The organism is Stenotrophomonas sp. CFBP8980, assembly GCF_034046095.1.
GTDB lineage: Bacteria > Pseudomonadota > Gammaproteobacteria > Xanthomonadales > Xanthomonadaceae > Stenotrophomonas > Stenotrophomonas lacuserhaii.
Genome location: NZ_JAXCXF010000001.1, coordinates 646,722 through 669,898, shown reverse-complemented (window position 1 = coordinate 669,898; position 23,177 = coordinate 646,722). Strand labels below are relative to the sequence as shown.

Genomic DNA, 23,177 nt, shown 5'->3' with positions numbered 1-23,177 from the left:
GGACTGACGGCCGGCGGCCCTCTCCCACTGACAGCACACCGCAACGGCGCCCTAGGGCGCCGTTGTCGTATGCGCGGCAGGCTGGGCCATGGATGAGGAAACCCAAGCCCTGTTGACCCTGGTCCTTGCCGGCGGCGGACTGCCGGCACGCCGCGCGCTGGCCTGCGCTCGCCCCAGCGTGGCCGCCGCGCTGGACGCCGGGCCGGTCGCGTGGCGGCAGGCGGGCTGCTCACCCGGCCAGCAACGCCGCTTGGCCGCGCCGGATGCCGCTGCACTGGAGGCCGCCCTGCGCTGGATGCAGCAAGCTGGTCACCACCTGCTGCCGCTCGGCGATCCACGCTTCCCGGCCTTGCTGCGCACGATCCCGGAGCCTCCTTTGGCGCTGTTCGTGCACGGAGACCCCGCGCCGCTATGGCATCCGTCAATCGCCGTGGTGGGCAGCCGCTCCCCCACACCGAGCGGGCGCGCACTGGCTGCCGAGTTCAGTACGGCGTTCTGCGATGCCGGCCTGGCCGTCATCAGCGGACTGGCCGCCGGCGTCGATGCGGCGGCCCATCGTGCCGCCCTGGCCGCCGACGGCCTTACCATTGCGGTGATCGGCAGCGGACCGGACGCGGTGTTTCCGTCGCACCACGTCGCACTACAGCGCGAGATCGCCGACCACGGCGTGGTCGTCAGCGAATATCCTCCCGGCACGCCGGCCCGGGCAGCGCATTTTCCCGCCCGCAACCGGCTGGTGGCTGGGCTGGCGCTGGCAACGGTGGTGATCGAGGCAGCCAACCGCTCGGGTGCCCTGATCACCGCACGATTGGCCGCCGAAGCCGGACGCGAGGTCTGCGCACTGCCCGGCTCGGTCCGCAATCCGCGGGCCGCCGGTTGCCACCGGCTGATCCGAGACGGTGCCGCATTGGTGGAAACCCCCGCCGAAGTGATGGCCCTGATTGCCCCGCAGCTGGCCACCGCCCTGCCCGACTTGCAATGTCGCCTCCAGGCCCCCACTGAACAGGGACGGCGAGCCCATCTTCCTGCGCACATGGCGTCCGAACCGGACTACCAGACCTTGTGGAAAGCGCTCGACCACGACCCAATCCCTATGGATTCATTGATCACGCACTGTGGATTGACGGCCGCCCGGCTGTCCTCCATGCTGCTGGCCATGGAACTGGCGGGTATCGTGGTGTGCGAACACGGCCGCTACTGTCGAAACCCTGGTTTCCCAACCTCCACAGCGTCCAGATGACGCAGGCCGAGGGGCAATGAAAGAGAGCATTCTCGATGTGCTGCTGTACCTGTTTGAACACTATTTCAGCGAAGACGCTGATCTCATCCGCGACCGCGACTCCCTCCAGAATGGTCTGATCCAAGCGGGCTTCAGCCCGGCCGAGACCGCAAAAGCGTTCGATTGGCTGGATGCACTGGCCGCCCAGCGTCCCAGCGTGTCGCAGGCCCGGGTCGACGGCCCGGTGCGCGTCTACCACGGTCCGGAGCTGGACAAGCTGGACGTGGAATGCCGCGGTTTCATCCTGTACCTGGAGCAGCACGGCATCCTGGATGCCGACCAGCGCGAGCTGGTGCTGGACCGTGCCATGGCCCTGGACCAGGACGAACTGGATCTGGACGACCTCAAATGGGTGGTCCTCATGGTGCTGTTCAACCAGCCCGGCTCGGAAGCCGCGTATGCCTGGATGGAAACACAGATGTTCATGGACGAGCCAGAACCCCTTCACTGACCGTACACTGCATCCCTTGCGCATACAGGGGGCGTTCACGTGAGCGAGTGGTTCCACGCCGAGGGCAGCCGCCAGGTTGGCCCAGTTTCGGCTGATGACATGGGGGAGCTGTTCCGGGGCAACCGGATCGGGCTGGACACGCTGGTGTGGCGCCAGGGCCTGCCGGCATGGCAGCCGCTGCGCACCGTGGTGGACGAACTGGGGCTGACCGCGGTCCCGGCCGCCGCCGCTGCGACCGACGTCCCGCCGTTGCCGCCGGGCAGTCCGCCTGCCCCTCCGTCGCCCGCGGCGCCCTATGCCGGTGCGCGCGCGCTGCCGATGCAGGCCCAGAAGAAGCCGCTGTCCGGCTGTGCGATGACCGCCGTCATCGGCGGTGCGGCGCTGCTGGTGCTGGTGCCGGTGTGCGCCATCCTGGCGGCCATCGCACTGCCGGCCTACAAGGACTACACCATCCGCGCCAAGGTGGCGCACTCGGTGGGGGCGCTGCAGCCCCTGCAGGTGCAGGTAGCGGAATTCGTCAATCGCGAAGGCCGTTGCCCGACCCGCGCCGACCCCGATTTCCCGGCGCATGACCACCTCACCGCGCAGGGTCTGTCGAGCGTGCAGTTCGGCCAGTTCGAGAATGATCACTGCGGCATCGAAGCCACGTTGGCGGTCGGCGAGTCGCGGGTCGATGGCGACCTGCTCTGGCAGGAGTACGATCCCCAGGCGTCACGCTGGGAATGCAGCGGTGACGGCGCCGACAAATACCTGCCCGTGCACTGCCGCGACTGAGCCGGCAGGCGGGCATGGACCGATTTCCAAGGAAGACCCACAGGGGATGATGATGAGTGAGTGGTATTACGCCGAAGGCCAGCAACGCCAGGGCCCGGTAGCCGAGCAGGAAATCCGCCAGCTGTTCCAGCGCAGCCAGATCACGCTGGATACGCTGGTATGGCGCGAGGGAATGGCGCAATGGGCCGCACTGCGCACGGTGGTCGATGAACTGCAGCTGCAGACCCTGGCGTCGGTTGCCGCCGAGCCGAGCACCGGTTTCGACCTGCGCGGCGACTACGCGGCGATCGACAACGGCACCGCGCCGCTGCCGGGCAGTGGCCCGCTGAGCGCTTCGCCGTATGGCGCATCGGCCGCATCGGTGGGCTACGGCAATGCCGTGCCGGTACACGGTGCCGAGGTGCTGTATGCCGGCTTCTGGAAGCGGTTCGCCGCCTACATGATCGACTACGTCATCCTGACCGCGAGCTCGATGATCATCGGCGCCATCGTCGGACTGGGTATCGGTGGCGCGGCCAGCCTGGCCGGTGGGGGTTCGACCACCGCAGGCGTGCTCAGCCAGCTGCTCGGCGCGCTGATCGGCTTCGGCATCAGCCTGGCCTACTACGGCTGGTTCCACGCCTCAGTCGGCGGGGCGACCCCGGGCAAGATGGCGCTGGGCATCAAGGTGGTGCGCAGCGATGGCGACCGGATCTCCGGCGCGCGCTCTATCGGCCGCTACTTCGCCACCCTGCTGAGCAGCCTGACCCTGCTGGTCGGCTACATCATGGCCGCCTTCACCGAGCGCAAGCAGGCCCTGCACGACATGATCTGCGACACCGTCGTGGTCGATAAATGGGCCTTCACCGACCAGCCGCACCTGCAGCGTCCGCAGCTCGGCGCGGTCGGCGTGGTGGTGCTGGTACTGACCGGTATCCTGTTCGTCGGCCTGATCATCGCGATGGTCGTGGCGGTCGGCGCGATCGCCAGGATGGCCGGCTGAATACCGTCGGATGCGGCTGGAGCGCTTGACAGCGCGCTCACGACGTGATTCCTCTAATAAGGTAAAAGCTGAACGCCCGGCTCATCCCCGGGCGTTCAGTTTATGGAAATCGACCCGGCCGCTTCACTAATGCGGCCATTTGCTCCACCCTAGCGGCCCTTCCCGGCCGTGCGCACACAAAAGCGACCCCATGCCCAAGCACCTGCTCATCGTCGAATCGCCCGCCAAGGCCAAGACGATCAACAAATACCTCGGCAAGGACTACACCGTCCTGGCCTCGTATGGGCATGTGCGCGACCTGATACCCAAGGAAGGCGCGGTCGACCCGGACAACAACTTCGCGATGCGTTACGACGTCATCGACAAGAACGAAAAGCACGTCGATGCCATTGCCAAAGCCGCAAAGGGCGCCGACGACATCTTCCTGGCGACCGATCCGGATCGCGAGGGTGAAGCGATCAGCTGGCATATCGCCGAGATCCTGAAGGAACGTGGCCTGGTCGGCGACAAGCCGATGCAGCGGGTGGTGTTCACCGAAATCACCCCGCGGGCCATCAAGGAGGCGATGAACCAGCCGCGCGCCATTGCCGCCGACCTGGTCGATGCGCAGCAGGCCCGCCGCGCGCTGGACTATCTGGTCGGCTTCAACCTGTCCCCGGTGCTGTGGCGCAAGGTGCAGCGCGGCCTGTCCGCCGGCCGCGTGCAGAGCCCGGCGCTGCGCATGATCGTGGAGCGCGAGGAAGAGATCGAAGCCTTCATCGCCCGCGAGTACTGGTCCATCGCCGCGGCCTGCGCGCATCCTTCGCAGCCGTTCAATGCCAAGCTGATCAAGCTGGACGGGCAGAAGTTCGAACAGTTCACCGTCACCGACGGTGATACCGCAGAAGCCGCACGCCTGCGCATCCAGCAGGCCGCCCAAGGCAGCCTGCATGTCACCGACGTGGCCAGCAAGGAGCGCAAGCGCCGCCCGGCACCGCCGTTCACCACCTCCACCCTGCAGCAGGAAGCATCGCGCAAGCTGGGCTTCACCACGCGCAAGACCATGCAGGTCGCGCAGAAGCTGTACGAAGGCGTGGCGATCGGCGAGGAAGGCACGGTCGGCCTGATTTCGTACATGCGTACCGACTCGGTCAACCTGTCGCAGGACGCGCTGGCCGAGATCCGCGACGTGATCGCCCGTGATTACGGCATCGCCTCGCTGCCGGACCAGCCCAACACCTACCAGACCAAGTCCAAGAACGCGCAGGAAGCCCACGAAGCGGTGCGTCCGACCTCCGCGCTGCGGACCCCGGCGCAGGTGTCGCGCTTCCTGACCGACGACGAGCGCAAACTGTACGAGCTGATCTGGAAGCGGTCGGTGGCCTGCCAGATGATCCCGGCCACGCTCAATACGGTCAGCGTGGACCTGTCGGCCGGCAGCGAGCATGTGTTCCGCGCCAGTGGCACCACCGTGGTGGTCGCCGGTTTCCTGGCCGTGTACGAAGAAGGCAAGGACACCAAGAGCGCCGATGACGAAGACGAAGGCCGCAAGCTGCCGCTGATGAAACCCGGCGACCGCGTGCCGCTGGACCGCATCGTCGCCGACCAGCACTTCACCCAGCCGCCGCCGCGCTTCACCGAAGCGGCGCTGGTGAAGGCGCTGGAAGAGTATGGCATCGGCCGTCCGTCGACCTACGCCTCGATCATCCAGACCCTGCAGTTCCGCAAGTACGTGGAAATGGAAGGGCGCAGCTTCCGCCCGTCCGACGTGGGTCGCGCGGTCTCCAAGTTCCTGTCCAGCCATTTCACCCAGTACGTGGATTACGACTTCACCGCCAAGCTCGAAGATGAGCTGGATGCGGTGTCGCGTGGCGAAGAGGACTGGATTCCGTTGATGGCCCGCTTCTGGGAGCCGTTCAACAAGCTGGTGGTGGAGAAGAACGAATCGGTCGACCGCGCCGAAGCCAGTGGCGCGCGCGAGCTCGGCACCGATCCCAAGACCGGCAAGCCGGTCAGCGTGCGGCTGGGCCGCTTTGGGCCGTATGCGGCGATCGGCAGCACCGCCGAAGATGCCGAGGACAAGCCGAAGTTCGCTTCGCTGCGCCCCGGCCAGAGCATGCACACCATCAGCCTGGAAGACGCGCTGGAGCTGTTCCTGATGCCGCGCGCGCTGGGCCAGGACAAGGGCGAGGACGTCAGCGTCGGCATCGGTCGCTTTGGTCCGTTCGCCAAGCGTGGCAGCACCTATGCCTCGCTGAAGAAGGAAGATGACCCGTACACGATCGACCTGGACCGTGCGGTCTTCCTGATCGAGGAAAAGGAAGAGATCGCGCGCAACCGGATCATCAAGGAATTCGACGGCAGCGAGATCCAGGTACTGAACGGTCGCTTCGGCCCGTACCTGAGCGACGGCAAGATGAACGGCAAGATCCCCAAGGATCGCGAGCCGGCCTCGCTGACCCTGGCCGAAGCGCAGCAGTTCATGGAAGAAACCGGCAAGCCGGTGCGCAAGGGCTTCGGCAAGAAGGCCGCCAAGAAGACCGTGAAGAAGGAGGCCGCGCCGAAGAAGGTCGCCGCCAAGAAGATCGCGGTGAAGAAGGCCACCAAGAAGGCGACCAAGAAGACCGCCAGGAAAGCGGTGAAGAAGGTCGCCAAGAAGGCCGTGGCGAAGAAGACCGCCGGCTGAGCTGGCAGGCTCTGGTAGCGCCGGGGCATCCCCGGTTTCCTGGTAGCGCCGAGCCATGCTCGGCGGAATCAACCCCCGCGCTGCGCGCTCGCCGAGCATGGCTCGGCGCTACCGGTTTGCGCGCGGCAGGCGGATACTGGCGACATGAAAGAACTCAACCTGATCAGTGCGGTGGCCAGCCTGCGCGCCGGGGGTGTCATTGCCTATCCCACCGAAGCGGTGTGGGGCCTGGGCTGCGACCCCGGCCACCAGATGGCGGTGCATGCCCTGCTCAAGCTCAAGCAGCGGCCGGTGGAGAAAGGCATGATCCTGGTCGCCGCCGAGCTGCAGCAGCTGCAGGGCTGGGCCGTGCTGGACGCCTTGCCGGACGAACGACAGCGCGAAGTACTGGCCAGCTGGCCTGGCGCCAACACCTGGATCCTGCCCGCCGGCCCCCGCGCCCCGAAGTGGGTCACCGGGGAGCACAGCGGGTTGGCCGTGCGCATCAGCGCGCACCCGTTGGTGGCAGCGCTGTGCCGGGCATGGGGCGGACCGCTGGTGTCCACCAGCGCCAACCTGGCCGGCGAGCCGCCTGCACGCACCCGTGCCGAATTGGACCCGCGCCTGCTGTCGCTGCTCGACGGCCTGCTGGATGGCGATACCGGCGGCCTGGCCCAGCCCACGCCGATCCGTGATGGCCTGAGCGGCAACGTACTGCGCTTCTGACCCGCTGGCGCCGCCGCGCCCGATACCGCACGATGGGCCATGCGCGCATCCCCTGCCCTGCTGATCGTCCTGCTGCCGGCACTAGCCATGGTGGCCCCGCCGCCCCCTGCCGCTGACAGCGTGCGGATCTACCGCTGCGTGGGCAGCGATGGTGCGGTCACATTGCAGGACAGCCCCTGCAGCAGCGGGCGACAGGAAGTGCGGCAGATGCAGCGGCCGCAGGATCCACCGCCGCGCCGTGCCAGCACCGACGACGTCGCCACGCCTGCCGCCAGCAGCGCGCAGGTGCAGCGCGAAATCCGCCATGTCTACGTGCGGCCACCGCAGCCGATGTACGAATGCGTGACCGAAGAAGGCCGGCGGTACCTGAGCGACAGCAACGAGGGCAATCCGCGCTGGGTGCCGCTGTGGACCAGCGCGTGGGTCGGCGGCGGGCACCGTCCGTGGCACGGCCCAGGCCAGCCCGGACTGCCGCCGATCCGCGCCGAAGGCCGCGGCAACGCAGGGCCCGGACAGCGGCCGCCGCACGGCATCGGCCACGGCATCAGTTTCCCGGCGGGCAACATCCTGGTGCGCGATACGTGCAACGCATTACCCCCACAAGAGGTCTGTGCGCGCCTGCGTGACCAGCGCTGGGAGCTGGACCGACGCTACAACAGCGCCCTGCAGGGCGAGCGCCAGGCGATCACCCGCGAGCAGCGCGGCATCGACGCGCGCCTGGACCAGGACTGCGGCGGACGCTGATCGCGCGCCCGCGCCGCTACAATCAGCGGATGAAGACCTGGATCTGCCTGGCCGCGCTGGCGCTGCTGACCGCCCTGCCGGTGTCGGCCAACGAGGACATCGTGTTCCGCTGCACCGATGCCAATGCGAAGGTGACCGTACAGGATGCGCCGTGTCCGTCCGGCACGGCGCAGATCATCCAGCGGCGTGGCGCGTCGGCGGCATCTACCGCATCCACCGCGCTGGGTGATCCGCCCGCGCCGGCCGCGGCGGCGGCCGTGCTCGACAGCGACCTGCTCAGCGCCCCGGTGGCCGGTGCAGAGGCCGGCAGCGGCGAGGCGATCCTGGACAGCGACGTGCTGCGCGCGCGTGCCATCGCCGAAGCCAGCGCCGTTCCGGACAGGCCACCGCCGCCTGTGATTTTCCGCTGCACCTCCAGCGGCGGCGGCCAGTACTTCCACGAATACGAGGCCGCGCCGTCGCACTGCACGGTGTTGCCGATCGCCGGCCTGGGCGGCGGCATCGCCCCCCACAACGCGGCCAGCTGCGAAGTCGTGCGCGATGCCTGCAGCGAAGTGGAGCTGGCGCAGCGCTGCGGCGCCTGGCAGCAACGACTGCGCGATGCACGCGGTCGCGAGAGCTTTGCAACCGCCGACACCCAGCCGCAGGCACGCGACGAGCGCCTGCGCGTGCAGGCCGTGCTGGAAGCCAGCAGCTGCGCGGTACCCTGAGCCGTCGGCATCGGTGGCCTGGCGCGGCCTAGCTGACGCGCCGCCCCCGCCTTGTCGCTGCGCCTGCCCTGCAGCCGCGCCATGCCTCGTCGTGCGCAGGACAGCGGCCGCGCCAGACAGTGCCAAGGATCACAGCACGGCAGCACGGCGCTTCCACGTTCCGGCGTGCGCATCCAGTGTAGCCTCGCCGCGCCCCTGCGGCGAAGCCACACTGCACGAGGAACCGCACCGTGGATCAGCTTGAACCGTCCCCCATCGCCCGGGCCATCCGCCCGCTTCTTTTCGCCCCGGCGTTGATCCTGTTCACATCCGCCGCACAGGCAGAACCGCCCTCTCTGGACGTAACGGATGATCACTCAGTGGTTGTCGCGGTGCCATGGGCCGTTCCACGCGCCGAAGCTGATCGCGAGAACCGATGGTTCGCACACAGCAACCTGCAGCCGACCGGACGTTTCGTCCGCCGTGGACAGCGCCTGAGCGTGACCGTCGCAGGGCCCCACGCCGCCGTCATCGCGATCGGATTGTTCGGCGTCTACAAGGATCTCAATGGCGGCGTGGCGCAGTCTTCGTTCAACCACCAGACCGTGCCGCCCGGCGTCCCCACGTGGGTAAACGCACCGCTTGATGGACTGGTCTACGTGAAGAACGAGGGCAGCCAGCCGCTCCAGGTCACCCTCGAAGGCGGTGAGCCGATACCAACCTTCGTGGGCGGGATAACGACGAAAGCCGGCTTCGACGCACAGATGACGCGCTGGCCGCGGGCTCCGTTCGCGACCTTCATCGGCGACCAGGTTTTCGCCGACATCCAGTACCACTGGGTGCGCGACAACCTTGCGTCGGTCACCGCAGGCCGCATCGCGGGCTGGGATCAGGCGGCCAGACTCACCAACGAAGTGTACGGACTGTCCGCCATGGCCAGCGGCCTGGACCGCAAGTCCAGCAACCGCATCCACATAACCAATCCGGACACCGGACCCGGCGCCGCCAGCGCCACCAACTATCGCCTGACCTTCCATAGCACCGGCGGCGCGGTGCTGCTGCAGCGTGAAGCAGATGCCCTGTGGGGGCTCTGGCACGAGATCGGGCACACTTACCAGACCCCGCAATACCGCTGGGCCGGATTGACGGACGTAACCGTCAACCTGTCTTCCATTGCGATCGCCGAACGCCTGACCGGCCGCAACCGGCTGGACACCACCGGCTATCGGGCAAAGCGCACGGCATACTTCGGGCGTGCACCGGCACAGCGCGACTTCGACAAGCAGACAGACGTCTGGTTCAAGCTGCTGATGTTCGATCAACTGCGTCGTTCGTTTGGCGAAGGGTTCTACCCGCGCCTGTCGGCCCGCTATCGCCAGCTGCGACGCGACGGGATCAATCCGCGTACCGACGAGCAAAAGCGGCAGCTGTTCGCCCTCACCGTCGGCCAGGTCGCTGAGCGCAACATGACCCCCTTCTTCGAACAGTGGGGCATCGCGCTGGACAGCAGCACGCGGGCAGGGCTGGCACGACTGCCTGCCCTGCGCCACCCGATCTGGAACAACCACGACCGCGCCACCGATGTGGTGGAAAATGCGTTGCCGCCGCTGTGACCCGCGTCAGAACCCGTAGCGCAGGAAGCCGCCGTCCACCGCGATGCACTCGCCGGTGACATAGCTGGCGGCAGGCAGGCACAGGAAACCCACTGCGGAGGCGACCTCTTCCGGCTCACCGATACGGCGCATCGGCGTGCGGTCGATCACCTGCTCATAGTAATCCGGGTCGGCCAGCGGCCCGGACGTGCGTCGGGTACGGATGTACCACGGCGCCACGGCATTCACCCGGATCCCGTCTTCGGCCCATTCGACGGCCAGGTTGCGGGTCATCTGGTGCATGGCGGCCTTGGTCATGCCGTAGACCGCCCCGCTGCGCACGTGGGTCAGGCCGGACACGCTGCCGACGTTGACGATCGCCGAAGCGGCATGCCGTGCCAGCAGCGGATGCGCGTAGCGCGACAGCTCGAAGGCCGAGAACAGGTTGGTCTCGAAGATGTTGCGCCATTCGTCTTCGGTGTAATCGATGGCCGGCCGGGTGATGTTGCCCCCGGCATTGTTGACCAGGATATGCAGCCCGTCGGCATGGTCTTCGACCCAGTCCAGGATCTCACGCCGGTCTTCGTCATCGGACACGTCGGCGGCCAGGGCGTGGATCGCCTGTGCGGGGAACTCGTCGGCGAGGTCGTCGCGGGCGCTCTCCAGCATGTCGATATCGCGGCCCACGATCATCACGTCGGCACCGAAGCCGAGCAGTTCACGTGCGATGGCCAGGCCGATGCCGGCACTGGCTCCGGTGATGAGGGCGGTCTGTCCATCCAGCCGCCAGCGCTGCGCAGTCACGATCTTGAACTCCCATCCGGGCGCTGCCCGTGTAACGATGCGGCAAGCATAGCGCCGTCGCCGGGAGATCTTCGATGCACCAGCTGAAAACCTTCGCCCTGATCATGACACTGGCCCCGCTGGCCGCCTGCCAGCGCCCCGCGGTCCCGCCGCAGGACAAGCCACCGGAGCCCAAGGCGCTGGCGCGCAACGTACAGGCGCCACTGGAAAAAGCGCGCGGCGTGCAACAGACGCTGGAGGGTGCCGAACAAAAACGGCGCGCCCAGGAAGAGCGCGCCGAGAAGGAATGATCATGGCCAGGTAGAGCCGACCGAGGTCGGCTGCTATCGCCGGACGGCGGTCAGAAACCGCAGAAGCAATATGCCAGCGCCTTGACCGGGGTGCCCTTGCCCTGCTCGCGCGCGGCGTTCTGCACGAAGCGCAGCTGGGTATCCACTTCCGGCATCGTCCGCGCCAGCACCATCCGGCCCACGCCGGATTCGGCCAGCATCCAGGCACCGGCGTGGCTGCCGGCGAAACCGCCCAGGAACTGTGCGAACGGGGTAGCGGGCTTTTCGATGTAACGCACGCGGTACTTGTCATCGGCACCGAGCTTGGCCCGGCCCGCAGCGTCGGCCACGGCGTCCTTCAGGCCGCCGAAGGCATCGACCAGGCCGCGCTCCTTGGCCTGGGCACCGGACCAGACGCGGCCACGGGCCACTTCGTCCACGGCCTCGACCGGCTTCTTGCGCGCATCGGCCACGCGACCGGTGAAGTCCGCGTAACCCTTGTCGATCACCGACTGGATCACCTGGCCCACGGCCGGGTCCAGCGGCTTGGTCATGTCGAACGCCCCGGCGAAACGGGTGGTGCCCACGCCGTCGGTATGCACGCCGATCTTGTCCAGCGCGCGCGCCACGTTCGGCACCATGCCGAAGATGCCGATCGAACCGGTGATGGTCGACGCGTCGGCATAGATGCGGTCGGCATTCATGCTGATCCAATAGCCACCGGAGGCGGCCAGGTCGCCCATCGACACCACCACCGGCTTGCCGGCGGCCTGCAGGGCCACCACTTCGCGGCGGATCTGCTCGGAGGCGAACACTTCGCCACCCGGCGAATCCACGCGCAGTACGACGGCCTTCACGTCATCGTCGTCGCGGGCTTCGCGCAGCAGCGCGGAGGTCGACTCGCCGCCGATACGGCCGGCCGGCAGGTCACCGCCGCTGATCTCGCCCGATGCCACCACCACGGCCACCTGCGGACGCGAATCCACCGGGCTGCGACGTGCGTCGACCTGGCCCAGGTAGGCGCCCAGGTTGATGCTGCGGAAACCACCTTCGGCATCGCCGTCGGCCACGCCGCGTTCAACCATCAGGTCTTCGAACTCTTCGCGGGTCTTCAGCGCGGTGACCAGCTTCTGCTGCAGGGCGAACTTGGCCAGGTCACCGCCGGCGGCGGCTACGCCTTCCGGCAGCGTATCGATGCCGGCAGCCAGCTGCGCCGGATCCAGGCGACGTGCCTTGGCGATGTCACCGAGGTAGCGCTGCCAGACATCGTTCATCCAGTACAGGTCCGCTTCCTTGGCCTGCGGTGATGCGGCGTCCAGCACGTACGGTTCGGCGGCGGACTTGTACTCGCCCACCTTGAACAGGTGCACGTCCACGCCCAGTTTGTCCTGCAGGCCGGTGCGGAAGTACTGGCGATAGCGGCCAAGGCCTTCCAGCAGCACCGCGCCCATCGGGTCCAGGTAGACCTCGTCGGCCTGTGCGGCGAGCAAATACTGCGATTGGCCCATGCTTTCGCTGTAGGCCACCAGCTGCTTGCCGGACGCACGCAGCTGCTGCAGGGAAGCGGCGACTTCGCGCAACGAGGCGAAGCCGGACGGCTGCAGCTTGTCCAGTTCCAGCACCACCCGCTCGATCTTCTTGTCCTCGCGCGCCGCGTCGATCGCCCGGATCAGATCGCGCAGCTGGATCTCTTCGGCACTGGTATCGCCCATCGCCTTGGCAAACGCGCGGCTGACCGGATCAGCGCTGAACTGCTCCACCAGGCGGCCTTCCGGGGCGATCACCAGGGTGGTGCGGTCCTGCAGCGACTTGCTTGCGCCCGCACCCATGCCGGCCGCCACGACCAGCGCGACCAGGATGAAGAACAACAGGCCGAAGAACAGCACGTTGAGGATCAGCCGCCGCGTGAAGTTCATCACGTCCCACAGCCCGATGAAGAATGCCGCGATGGGATTGCGTCGCGCGGGGGGCAGCGGTGGCACGGTTTGGTTCATGGATTGCTCCGGTTGGCGTCTTGCCGTGGAAATTGCGGGATCAGCATAACGGGTGTGGTTGCCGGCAGCATCGGACACAAGTAAGGGTGCCGCCGTGAAGCGGCGCGGACAGTACCAGCATTCAGGACAGCGCGGACTGGCCCACGCGCGCGCCGCTGCGATGCAGGCGCCAGCCCATCAGGATGGCGGCAGCGGTGAGCCCGACGATCAGGCCGATCCACATGCCCTGCGGCCCCATGCCCAGCCCCAGGCCGAGCCCGGCGCCCAGCGGCATGCCCAGGCCCCAGTACGCGAACATGGCGATGAACATCGGCACGCGGGTGTCTTTCAGCCCGCGCAGCGCCCCGGCCGACAGCACCTGGACGCCATCAGGGAACTGGAAGGCAGCCGCGTACAGCAGCAGCGTGGAGGCCAACCCGGCGACCGCCAGGTCGTTGGTGTACACCCCGACGATGGCGTCGTGGCCCAACAAGAGCGCCAGCGCGGACACGGTCTGTGTGCCCATGATGATCGCGTAGCCGGCCCATGCCGCGCGGCGCACGCCATGACCATCGCCGCGCCCGACTGAATGGCCCACGCGCACGGTGGTGGCTTCGGCCACGCCCATCGGGATCATGAAGCACAGCTGGGCGACGTTGATGGCGATCTGGTGCGCGGCGGCCTCGTTGGCACCCAGCCGGCCGATCAGCAATGCGGTGACGATGAATAGTCCGCCTTCCATCAGCACGGTGATGCCGATCGGCAGGCCCGTGCGCAGCAGGTCCCAGATGGCACGCCAGCGCGGCCCTTCAAAATGGCTGAACAACTGCAGATGTTCGAAGCGCTTGGTCCTCCACAGGTAGGCGGCGAAGCACAGCGCCTGCAGCCACATCATGATCGCCGAGGCGATGCCGAGGCCTTCGGCGCCCAGCTCCGGGAAGCCCAGTCTGCCATTGGCCAGTACGTAGCCCATCGGCGCCAGCACCAGCAGCCCGCCGAAGCCGATCAGCATGGTCGGCAGGGTCCAGTGCATGCCCTCGCTGAGATAACGCATGCAGAAGTACAGGGTCAGCGCCGGGCCGCCCCAGCGCACCGCATGCAGGAACGCGGTGGCGCCCGGCACGATATCCGGCGCGATGCCGAAGGCCGGCAACAGCGGCGGCACCACGCTGAGGAAGGTGAACATGATCAGGCCCAAGCCCAGCGCCAGCCACAGGGCCTGGCGGAACAACGGCCCGATTTCGCGCTCGCGGCCGGCGCCGTGCAGCTGCGAGACCGACGCGGTGAGCGAGATCAGCGTGCCGATCGGGATCAGCATCGGCAGCCACAGCAGCGCGGTGCCGATGGTCACCGCCGCCAGCGTGTGGGTGCCGTGGTGGCCGGCAATCACGTTGTCGACGAAGGAGATCAGGCCGGTGGAGACATGGCCCAGGACGAGCGGCAGGGCAAGGATGCCGGTGGCGCGCACTTCGCGGCTGAAGCGCGGGGCAGGGGATGTGATGGACATGGTGCTGCAGAGGGTCGGCGACTACGGCTGCGCACGAAGGGCACAGACACCGGGTTGCGGGGCGTCATCTTACCCGTTCCGGGGAGATCGCAACCGTTGCCCTGGTGGGTGAAAAGCGTTGCCCTGGTGGGTGACGACCGTTGGTCGTCACGCTTCTCCCGCCGGAGCCGGTCAGCCTGCCGCTAGCGTCCGACCTGCCTGGCCAGCCAGGCATCACGCTGGGCCGGCGCCACGGACAGGAACTCCGTTCGCACCGCATCGCGCTGTTGCGGCGGCGTGCGCTGAGCCACCAGCGTCAATTGCGACACCTGCGCCGGAGTCAACTGCCGCAGCATCGCCAACGTAGCATCGCGCTGGTCTTCGGGCACGTAGCCGAACATCCCCTGCAGCCGGCTGAAGTGCTCGCCCAGCAGCGGCCCCAGGCGCCAGCCATCACGGAATGCCTGGTCCTGTGCAGTGAACTGATCACGCAGCTCCTGCTGCCTGGCGGGCGGCAGGGCAGCAAAACGCCCCGCGGCCTCGCGCACGCGCGCCCGCTCGGACTCGCTCATGGCCCGCCACGCCGCGTACTGGCTGCGGCGCTCGCGCTTCTGTTCCGCGCTGAGCTGCTGCCACGGCATGGCCACCGGGGCGGCGGGACTGCCGATGGCGCCGGGGCCTCCAAGCCCCGACAGCGGCAGCGCGGTGCGGTCAGGGGCGGCGTGTGCCAGCCCGGCGACGCCCAGCAACACCAGCGCGCACAGACGCTTACTCATCGGCTGCCGCCGTTTCCAGCGCGGCCGCCACCGGCTCCGGCCGGGTCGGCCTGGCCTGGGACTCATCGACGGGCAGCGGGCCACCCGCGGCCGACCAGGCATGCAGGTCGGCATCGGCGAGCAGCGGGAAATCCCGGTCGGCCAGCATGGCCGCATCTTCTGTCGCCATCGGATCGGCGGCGGCGGCGGCGACCTTCGGCGCATCCCCTTCCAGGGCTTCCACGGTGACCGGACCGGCCTCGCCTACCGCGCCTTCCGGGACGACGGCAGGTGCATCGGGCACCCGCCCCTGCCAGGCGCGCCATCCCAGCCCGGCCAGCAGCAGCACCAGCACGGTGCCCAGCAGGATCGCCGGCCCACGCCAACGGCGTTGCTGCGAGGACCGACGGCGTGGCGGTGCCGCGGGCGTGCGCTGTTCCGCTGCGGGGGCGCGCCAGGTCTTGGGCGCATCGTCCTTCCTGCCCGCCGCCACTGGTTGCTGCAGTTCCTTCAGTCGCTGCGCGGGCAGTTCCCGGATCTGCTGCTGGACCTGCTCGGCCAGCCCCCGCCAGGCCTGCGCGTCGGGGTTGCCTTGCCGATCGCGCGGGCAGGCAGCGGCCAATGCCTCCTGGTAACCGTCCACATCGGTATCCAGCAGGCGTGCGGCGGTGTCTTCATCCAGGCCGGCACCGATCCGCAGCAGCAGCGCCAGGCGGATCAGTGGCTCCAGGTTACCCAGATGGGCCAATGGCCCCTGCCAGCGCCCGGTGGGGGTGTCGCGCAGTGCCTGGCGGGCTGCCAGCAGCGCCCAGAAGCGGGGTGGCCACTGGGCCATCGGCAGATCACTGGCCACTGCGGCGAACGCGCGCATGACCGCCACCAACGCCTGTTCGGCACGCGCCCCGTCACCGGTCTGCAGCTCGGCGACCACCAGGGCACGGCGCTCGACGCCACGTAGAAATGCCGACAACGCACCGGCCGCAGTAGGGGATAAAGAGGCGGACGCTGCCGTCATCGGGGACTCCAGGAATTCACGCGGAATGATAGCCGCTCCCAACCAGAGACGCCGAGGGCTTGCTACTCACAGGCGTTCGTGCTGCACGTTGTGCACAGCGTCAAGAAATCCTGCCGACACTCATGCCCAATCCCCTCCCACCTCATGTTTCAGCGGCATTTCACACTTAACTGATTGATTTTAATGATCAATATCATGTGGCTATTTTTTGACCATGCAAACATGAAGGCTGTCGGCATCGGCACTTGCCGTGTTCCACCCTCGCTAACACACAGACTTATCCACAAAAGATGTGGATAACCCTGAATCTCCAATGCAGTCCGATATTTACCTCTTGTTTAGACTGTCTTCACTGAGGATCGATGCTCCTGAATGCGGGCTGCGGTGGCCCCAAACGGGTCGGTACACTGCGCACCATGGATGCTCCCCTGCCCACCCTGCGCATCGCCCTGCCGGTCCCGTTGCCGCAGTTGTTCGACTATCTGCCGCCCGACGGTGCTGCACCGGAAACGGTCGTTGGCTGCCGGATCCGGGTGCCGTTCGGCCCGCGCGAGCTGGTCGGGCTGGTGGTGGAACAGGGCAGCGCGGAGCCGGCGCCCAGCCTGCGCCAAGCGCTTGACTGGCTGGATCCCGCACCGCTGCTGCAGGGCGAACTGTGGCAAAGCCTGCAATGGCTGGCACGCTATACCCACGCGCCGCTGGGCGAAGTACTGTCGACCGCCCTGCCCGGCCCGCTGCGGCACGGTGAGCCGCTGCCGGATACCCACCACTGGGGCTGGCAGCTCACTGCCGCCGGGCACGAACAGCGGAGCAGCCTGCGCGCCGGCAGCCGGCCGCGCCAGCTGGCCGAACTGCTGGGCGAGGCGGTGGTTGACGAAGACGTGATCGCGGCGCGGATGGACGATTGGCGCACGCCTGCGCGCAGCCTGGCCAAGCGCGGTCTGGCCGAGCGCGTGGCGCTGGCGGTGGCGCCGCTGCTGGCCAGCCCACTGGGCGGCCCCACCCTGAACCCGGAGCAGGCCACCGCGGTGCAGGCGATCACTGCCGCGCAGGGTTTCGCCCCGTTCCTGCTGGACGGCGTCACCGGCAGTGGCAAGACCGAGGTCTATCTGCAGGCCATCATCCAGTGCCTGGCCCAGGGTCGGCAGGCACTGGTGCTGGTGCCGGAAATCGGCCTCACTCCGCAGACCCTGGCGCGCTTCCGCGGCCGGCTGGGGATTGCCGTGCACGCCTTCCACTCTGGCCTCAACGACAACGAGCGCGCCCGGGTCTGGGCGTCGGCGTCGCGCGGCGAAGCGCGGGTGATCGTCGGCACCCGCTCGGCGATCTTCATGCCGCTGCCTGAAGCTGGCCTGCTGATCGTCGATGAGGAACACGACAACAGCTACAAACAACAAGACGGCATCCGCTACCACGCCCGCGATTTCGCCCTGGTGCGGGCCAAGGCGCTGGGCATTCCGGTGGTGCTGGGCAGCGCTACCCCGGCCATGGAGACCCTGCACAATGCGCATGCCGGCCGCTTCACCCACCTGCGGTTGAAGGTGCGTGCCGGCGATGCCATGCCGCCGCGCGTGCGCATCCTGGATGTACGCAAGCGTCCGCTTCGCGATGGTCTGTCACCGCAGGTGCTGGAAGGCATCGCCGAACACCTGCGCAACGGCCAGCAGGTGCTGGTCTTCAAGAACCGCCGTGGCTATGCACCGGTACTGCTGTGCCACGACTGCGGTTGGACTGCGCCCTGCCAGCGCTGCGATGCGCCGATGACCGTGCATGGCGCGGGCCGGCGCCTGCAGTGCCACCACTGCGGTGCGCGCCAGGCCGCCCCGCTGGCCTGCCCGGCCTGCGCCAGCCTGGCGCTGCAGCCGCAGGGGATTGGTACGGAGCGGCTGGAAGAACATCTGGTGCAGGCGTTCCCGGACGTGCCGGTGCTGCGCATCGACCGCAGCACCACTTCGCGCCGCGACGCGCTGGAACAACAGCTGGCGCGGCTCGGCGACCAGCCTGGCATCCTGGTCGGCACGCAGATCCTGGCCAAGGGCCACGACCTGCCCAAGCTGACCCTGGTGGTGGTGGTGGGCATCGACGAAGGACTGTTCTCTTCGGACTTCCGCGCCACCGAGAAGCTGGCCCAGCAGTTGATCCAGGTGGCCGGACGCGCGGGGCGCGCGCGTGACCCGGGGGAGGTCTGGCTGCAGACCCATCATCCCGGGCATCCGCTGCTGGAAACCCTGGTGAACGGCGGCTACCACCCCTTCGCCGCGGCCGAACTCAACCAGCGCCAGGCTGCCGGCTTTCCGCCGTTTGCCCACCTGGCGCTGCTGCGCGCCGAAGCGCAGCAGGTCGAGCATGCCAATGCATTCCTGCTCGCCGTGCGGGCGCTGGTGGGCGAACAGCCGCACCTGGAAGCGTTCGGGCCGATGCCCGCGCCGATGCCGCGACGGGCCGGTTACCAGCGCGCGCAGCTGCTGCTGTCCAGCGCACAGCGCCCCGCGCTGCACGCTGTGCTGGATCATGTGGCGCCCCTTCTGCAGGGCCTGCCGGAGGCCCGCAAAGTGCGCTGGTCGCTGGATGTGGACCCGGTGGATCTGTACTGACCGGCCATCGTTGGTGACGGCCCGCCTTGGGGGGTGACGACCGGCTCTGGTGGTGACGACCGTCTCTGGTGGGTGACGACCGTTGGTCGTCACGCCGCTGCGCTCGCCGAGCATGGCTCGGCGCTACCCCGCCATTGGCCGTCACGGCGCTTTTGGTAGTGACGGCCGCGGGCCGTCAATCCCGCGGGCGTACCTCAGCTCATCCCGGTCATCACGCCGCGCTGGTACGCCGGGCGTTCGCGCAGGCGTGCATACCAGTCCGCCAGGTGTGGAAGGTCCGGACGCTGGATCGGCATCTCGAACCAGGCGTACACCAGCGCACCCAACGGGATGTCCCCCATCGCGAAGCGGTCACCGGACAACCACGGCTGCTTCGACAGGTCGGTATCGGCCATCGCCAGCAGATCGCCGGCCTTGACCAGCGCGGCATTGATGCGGACCTCATCGCGATCAGCCGGTGCGGTACGCATCACCCCCCAGATCAGCTCGCTGTACAGCGGCGCCATCCGCGAGGTGGTCCAGTCCATCCACTTTTCACCGCGCGCACGCTCGGCCGCATCTTCCGGGTACAGCGTGCCCAGCGCATAACGCGCCGACAGATAGCGCACGATCGCATTGGATTCCCACAGCGGCAGGCCGTTGTCTTCGATCGCCGGCACCAGCCCGTTGGGATTCATCGCCTGGTAGTCGGCGGCCTGGGTGCCGCCGAAACTGCCGCCGACTTCGATCGACTCATATGCCAGTCCGATTTCTTCGGCACACCAAAGCACCTTGCGCACGTTGCTGGAATTGCGGCGGCCCCAGATCTTCAGCATGTGGTTTTCCTTGCAAGCAAACGTGCGCCGGCGTGGCGCGGGACCGCTACGATACGCCGGTCAGCCTACCGTGGTGTTGCCGGTCTTGGCGGCCCTTTTGGTCGCCTGCTTGGCCACCGGCTTCTTCGCCAATGCACGCACGTACGAAGACTTGCCGTCCTTCTTCATCTCGAACAGGCCGATGGCCGCCAGCAGGTCACTGAGCTTGCCGTAACCATAATTGCGCGGATCAAACGAAGCCTGGTTGCCGATCTGGCTGCCCACCGGCCCCAGGTGCGACCAGCCGTCCTCGCCTTCGGCCGAGGCCACCGCACGGCGCAGCAGGTTGACCAGCTTGGTATCGCTGCGCATTTCCGCACCGGTCTTGCGCGGCCGTGCTTCGCTGCCCGCCTCGCCGGTCTCGCCGGCCTCGCCCGTGGTCGCGCCTTCCGGATGGGCATCCGGCGGGCTGGTATGGGCCTGCCCCAGCGCTTCCAGGTAGGTGAATTTCGAGCACGCGTTGACGAACGGATCTGGTGTCTTCTTCTCACCGAAGCCATACACCTTGACCCCGTCGGTGAGCAGGCGCATCACCAGCGGAGTGAAGTCCGCATCGCTGGACACGATGGCGAATCCATCCAGGTTGCGGGCGTACAGCAGGTCCATCGCATCGATCACCATCGCCATGTCAGACGCGTTCTTGCCGCGGCTGTAGGCGAACTGCTGGATCGGACGGATCGCGTACTCGTGCAGCACCGCTTCCCAGCCCTTCAGGCTGGGACTTTTCCAGTTGCCGTAGGCGCGACGGACGTTGGCCACGCCGTGCCGCGCCACTTCGGCCAGCACCTCTTCGATCTTCGACGCGGGTGCGTTGTCGGCGTCGATCAACAGGGCAATGCGCTTTTCCGGCTCGGACATACCTGCTCCAGGCTGACGATGGTGTGCGGACAGTATGGTCCACACCGGCAGCAGCCCGTGTGACATGCGATCATCCCAACGCCCCCCTACTGGAGCCACGCGAATGACGCGCGAGCGCACCCCCCACCTGGTCATCGTCGGCGGTGGTTTCGCCGGCCTCTGGGCCGCCCGCGCCCTGGCCAGCGAGCGCATCCGTATCACCCTGGTCGATCGCCGCAACCACCATCTGTTCCAGCCGCTGCTGTACCAGGTCGCCACCGCCGGCCTGTCGGCACCGGACATCGCCGCGCCGCTGCGGCATATCCTCGGCCACCAGCGCAACGTGGAAGTGCGCCTGGGCGAAGTGACCCGCATCGACAAGCAGGCACGCAGCGTACATCTGGTGGATGGCACATCGCTGGAGTACGACACCCTGCTGCTGGCCAGCGGTGCCACCCACGCCTACTTCGGCCATGACGAATGGGCCAAGGATGCGCCCGGCCTGAAAACCCTGGACGACGCCATTGCCTTGCGCCGCAAACTGTTGCTGGCTTTCGAGCGCGCCGAGGCCGAGCCGGACCCGGAGAAGAAGGCCGCCTGGCTGAGCTTCGCGGTGGTCGGCGGCGGCCCCACCGGCGTGGAACTGGCCGGCACCCTGGCCGAAATCGCCCGCCACACCCTGCGCAACGAGTTCCGCCACATCGACCCGGCGTCGGCCAAGGTGCGGCTGGTGGAAGCCGGGCCGCGCGTGCTGTCCACCTTCCCGGACGTGCTTTCGTTGAAGGCCCGCCGGCAGCTGGAAAAGCTGGGCGTGGAGGTACTGACCGGCACACCGGTGACCTCCATCGACAGCCTGGGCTTCCAGCTGGGCGAGCAGTTCGTCCCCGCGCGTACCGTGGTCTGGGCCGCTGGCGTGGCCGCAAGCCCGCTCGGCGCCACGCTGGACACACCGCTGGACCGCGCTGGACGCGTGCTGGTGGAGCCCGACCTGACCCTGCCCGGCCACCCGGAACTGTTCGTGGCCGGTGACCTGGCCGCCCTGAGCCAGGCCGATGGCCGGCCGGTGCCCGGCGTGGCGCCCGCCGCCAAGCAGATGGGCAAGCACGTGGCCGACACCGTCCGTGCGCGCCTGCACGGCAAGCCGGCGCCGGGTCCGTTCAAATACGCCGACTACGGCAACCTGGCCACCATCGGGCGCATGGCCGCGATCGTGCACCTGGGCAAACTGCAGCTGTCCGGCGTGCTCGCGTGGTGGTTCTGGCTGGCCGCCCACGTGTTCTTCCTGATCGGCTTCCGCAACCGGATGGTGGTGCTGCTGAACTGGGCGGTCGCGTACTGGAGCTACCAGCGCAGCGCGCGGATCATTTTCGGCGACGTGAAACCGCCGAAGGACCCACCGCGCGGGTGACCGGCACACCCGCTACGCTCGCCGACCGTGGCTCGGCGCTCCGGGGTTGCCGTGGTAGCGCCGAGCCATGCTCGGCGGACGAAAGGCGGTGTTACAGCGCTTCGGTCAGCCACGCCAGCTTGCGCGCACGCGGCTGCTTTTTCAGCTGCCACTCCGCACGCGAGGCTTCGGCGCGGTCCGGGTACTGGCGCACCGCAAGGATCTGCAGCGGTGGGCGCGCACGGGTATAGCGCGCGCCCTTGCCTGCCTGGTGGGCGGCAAAGCGCGCCTGCACATCGGTGCTGATGCCCGCGTAATAGCTGCCGTCCCGGCATTCGAGCAGGTACAGGAACCAGGGCGTGTCGGGGCGGGCCATGCCGCGATTATCGCCCAGCCGCCGCCAGCGGCTACACTACGTGCCGGATGCAGGAGAGTGGTGCCACGCTGGCACCCGCCGAAGGCGCAGGCTCCCATGATCGCTCAGGCCGGTGGAATGGCATTCCACCAACCATGTATCTCAATCGCCGAGCTGGAGAGAGATCCGCAAGGATCCGCCGAAGGGGCACGCGGACTCATCCGCTGAACTCTCAGGCAAAAGGACAGCGGGAGCGGCACCGGTCACCTTCGTTCGTCGATGCGCCTGCATCGGTGGTGCGTATCGCGTGGCCGGCCCCACCGCATCCGGAGCCTGCACATGTTGCTGTCCATCATCTACCTGATCGCCATTTCCGCCGAAGCCATGACCGGCGCCCTGTCCGCCGGCCGCCGCCGCATGGACCTGTTCGGCGTGGTGATGATCGCCTGCGTCACCGCCCTCGGCGGCGGATCGCTGCGCGACATCATCCTTGGCCACTACCCGTTGGCCTGGGTGAAGCACCCCGAGTATCTCGGCTTCACCGTGTGCGCCGCGCTGATCGCTACCTGGGTGGCGCGCTGGATGCACCACTTCCGCCGCACCTTCCTGGTGCTGGACGGGCTGGGCCTGATCGCCTTCACCCTGATCGGGTGCGCGATCGCCCGCGATGGTGGCCATGCCACGCCGATCGTGTTGATCGCGGGCATGCTGACCGGTGCCTTCGGTGGTGTGCTGCGCGACATCCTGTGCAACGAAGTGCCGCTGATTTTCCAGAAGGAGTTGTACGCGATCATTTCGCTGCTGACCGGCGCGTCCTACCTGTCGCTTCTGCACTGGAACGTGGCCGACAACACCGCCATCCTGTGCTGCCTGGCCGGCGGCTTCGCACTGCGCCTGCTGGCGATCCACTATCGCTGGGAAATGCCGAAGTTTGTTTACCACGACGAAGTGCACTGAGACGAGTAGT

21 protein-coding genes and 2 riboswitches are annotated in these 23,177 nt (G+C 67.8%); of the genes, 13 read left to right on the top strand and 8 right to left on the bottom strand.

Features of this window, described 5'->3' with window-relative positions; genetic code table 11:
- Nucleotides 1–88 precede the first annotated feature (88 nt).
- The 9 genes from dprA to SOM47_RS02930 all read left to right on the top strand — a co-directional run bounded on the left by dprA (nt 89) and on the right by SOM47_RS02930 (nt 9,902).
- Complete coding sequence (gene dprA, locus SOM47_RS02970; RefSeq protein WP_320504713.1) at nt 89–1,240, top strand: DNA-processing protein DprA; 1,152 nt, start codon at nt 89–91, stop codon at nt 1,238–1,240.
- A gap of 16 nt (nt 1,241–1,256) precedes the next feature.
- The gene (locus SOM47_RS02965; RefSeq protein WP_042614480.1) at nt 1,257–1,730 is read left to right on the top strand and encodes a DUF494 family protein; all 474 of its coding nucleotides are present in this window, start codon (nt 1,257–1,259) and stop codon (nt 1,728–1,730) included.
- 39 nt (nt 1,731–1,769) lie between these two features.
- Nucleotides 1,770–2,504 carry a GYF domain-containing protein gene (locus tag SOM47_RS02960; RefSeq protein WP_042614481.1) on the top strand — a complete coding sequence of 245 codons (735 nt, stop codon included), beginning with the start codon at nt 1,770–1,772 and terminating at the stop codon, nt 2,502–2,504.
- 52 nt (nt 2,505–2,556) lie between these two features.
- Complete coding sequence (locus tag SOM47_RS02955; protein ID WP_320504712.1) at nt 2,557–3,486, top strand: RDD family protein; 930 nt, start codon at nt 2,557–2,559, stop codon at nt 3,484–3,486.
- 190 nt (nt 3,487–3,676) lie between these two features.
- Nucleotides 3,677–6,151, top strand: coding sequence for a DNA topoisomerase I (locus tag SOM47_RS02950; protein WP_101101344.1), 2,475 nt, complete (start codon nt 3,677–3,679; stop codon nt 6,149–6,151).
- 144 nt (nt 6,152–6,295) lie between these two features.
- Entirely contained in the window at nt 6,296–6,856 is a 561-nt protein-coding gene (tsaC, locus tag SOM47_RS02945) for an L-threonylcarbamoyladenylate synthase type 1 TsaC (protein ID WP_042614483.1), read from the top strand.
- Between the two features lie 39 nt (nt 6,857–6,895).
- On the top strand, nt 6,896–7,600 hold the full coding sequence (locus SOM47_RS02940) for a DUF4124 domain-containing protein (protein WP_414715747.1): 705 nt from the start codon (nt 6,896–6,898) through the stop codon (nt 7,598–7,600).
- Nucleotides 7,601–7,629: 29 nt separating this feature from the next.
- Nucleotides 7,630–8,310: a hypothetical protein gene (locus tag SOM47_RS02935; RefSeq protein WP_192085149.1), complete on the top strand. Its 681-nt coding sequence runs from the start codon at nt 7,630–7,632 to the stop codon at nt 8,308–8,310.
- Nucleotides 8,311–8,681: 371 nt separating this feature from the next.
- Entirely contained in the window at nt 8,682–9,902 is a 1,221-nt protein-coding gene (locus SOM47_RS02930) for a M60 family metallopeptidase (RefSeq protein ID WP_320504711.1), read from the top strand.
- A gap of 6 nt (nt 9,903–9,908) precedes the next feature.
- Here the strand turns inward: SOM47_RS02930 and SOM47_RS02925 are convergent, their stop codons facing one another.
- Complete coding sequence (locus tag SOM47_RS02925) at nt 9,909–10,685, bottom strand: SDR family oxidoreductase (RefSeq protein ID WP_042614487.1); 777 nt, start codon at nt 10,683–10,685, stop codon at nt 9,909–9,911.
- 74 nt (nt 10,686–10,759) lie between these two features.
- Between SOM47_RS02925 and SOM47_RS02920 the strand changes: the two genes are divergently transcribed.
- The gene (locus SOM47_RS02920) at nt 10,760–10,975 is read left to right on the top strand and encodes a hypothetical protein (protein ID WP_192085152.1); all 216 of its coding nucleotides are present in this window, start codon (nt 10,760–10,762) and stop codon (nt 10,973–10,975) included.
- A 50-nt stretch (nt 10,976–11,025) separates the two neighbouring features.
- Here the strand turns inward: SOM47_RS02920 and sppA are convergent, their stop codons facing one another.
- The 4 genes from sppA to SOM47_RS02900 form a co-directional block, all read right to left on the bottom strand.
- Nucleotides 11,026–12,948, bottom strand: a complete 1,923-nt coding sequence (gene sppA, locus SOM47_RS02915) for a signal peptide peptidase SppA (protein ID WP_042614489.1) — start codon at nt 12,946–12,948, stop codon at nt 11,026–11,028.
- A gap of 121 nt (nt 12,949–13,069) precedes the next feature.
- Nucleotides 13,070–14,434 carry an MATE family efflux transporter gene (locus tag SOM47_RS02910; RefSeq protein ID WP_042614490.1) on the bottom strand — a complete coding sequence of 455 codons (1,365 nt, stop codon included), beginning with the start codon at nt 14,432–14,434 and terminating at the stop codon, nt 13,070–13,072.
- Nucleotides 14,435–14,616: 182 nt separating this feature from the next.
- Nucleotides 14,617–15,189, bottom strand: coding sequence for a DUF3106 domain-containing protein (locus tag SOM47_RS02905; RefSeq protein ID WP_320504710.1), 573 nt, complete (start codon nt 15,187–15,189; stop codon nt 14,617–14,619).
- Nucleotides 15,182–16,183 (bottom strand): hypothetical protein, encoded by a 1,002-nt coding sequence (locus SOM47_RS02900; protein WP_320504709.1) that lies wholly within the window; start codon nt 16,181–16,183, stop codon nt 15,182–15,184. The genes SOM47_RS02905 and SOM47_RS02900 overlap by 8 nt, the downstream gene beginning before the upstream one ends.
- 416 nt (nt 16,184–16,599) lie before the next feature.
- Here SOM47_RS02900 and SOM47_RS02895 point away from each other — a divergent pair, with 416 nt between their 5' ends.
- Nucleotides 16,600–18,777, top strand: a complete 2,178-nt coding sequence (locus tag SOM47_RS02895; protein ID WP_320504708.1) for a primosomal protein N' — start codon at nt 16,600–16,602, stop codon at nt 18,775–18,777.
- Nucleotides 18,778–18,971: 194 nt separating this feature from the next.
- Here SOM47_RS02895 and SOM47_RS02890 read toward each other — a convergent pair whose 3' ends face one another.
- Together SOM47_RS02890 and SOM47_RS02885 are read right to left on the bottom strand one after the other, a co-directional pair.
- Nucleotides 18,972–19,592, bottom strand: coding sequence for a glutathione S-transferase family protein (locus tag SOM47_RS02890; RefSeq protein ID WP_320504707.1), 621 nt, complete (start codon nt 19,590–19,592; stop codon nt 18,972–18,974).
- Nucleotides 19,593–19,652: 60 nt separating this feature from the next.
- Nucleotides 19,653–20,489 carry an NYN domain-containing protein gene (locus SOM47_RS02885; protein WP_320504706.1) on the bottom strand — a complete coding sequence of 279 codons (837 nt, stop codon included), beginning with the start codon at nt 20,487–20,489 and terminating at the stop codon, nt 19,653–19,655.
- Between the two features lie 103 nt (nt 20,490–20,592).
- Between SOM47_RS02885 and SOM47_RS02880 the strand changes: the two genes are divergently transcribed.
- A complete protein-coding gene (locus SOM47_RS02880; RefSeq protein ID WP_042614495.1) occupies nt 20,593–21,876 on the top strand; it encodes an NAD(P)/FAD-dependent oxidoreductase in 1,284 nt (427 codons plus the stop codon).
- A gap of 91 nt (nt 21,877–21,967) precedes the next feature.
- On the opposite strand, the gene SOM47_RS02875 is transcribed toward SOM47_RS02880, so the two are convergent.
- Nucleotides 21,968–22,231 (bottom strand): GIY-YIG nuclease family protein, encoded by a 264-nt coding sequence (locus SOM47_RS02875; protein WP_320504705.1) that lies wholly within the window; start codon nt 22,229–22,231, stop codon nt 21,968–21,970.
- A gap of 40 nt (nt 22,232–22,271) precedes the next feature.
- Nucleotides 22,272–22,362, top strand: a riboswitch (glycine riboswitch).
- A gap of 12 nt (nt 22,363–22,374) precedes the next feature.
- A riboswitch (glycine riboswitch) is annotated at nt 22,375–22,468 on the top strand.
- Nucleotides 22,469–22,549: 81 nt separating this feature from the next.
- Between SOM47_RS02875 and SOM47_RS02870 the strand changes: the two genes are divergently transcribed.
- Nucleotides 22,550–23,167 (top strand): trimeric intracellular cation channel family protein, encoded by a 618-nt coding sequence (locus tag SOM47_RS02870; RefSeq protein ID WP_042614497.1) that lies wholly within the window; start codon nt 22,550–22,552, stop codon nt 23,165–23,167.
- Nucleotides 23,168–23,177 lie beyond the last annotated feature (10 nt).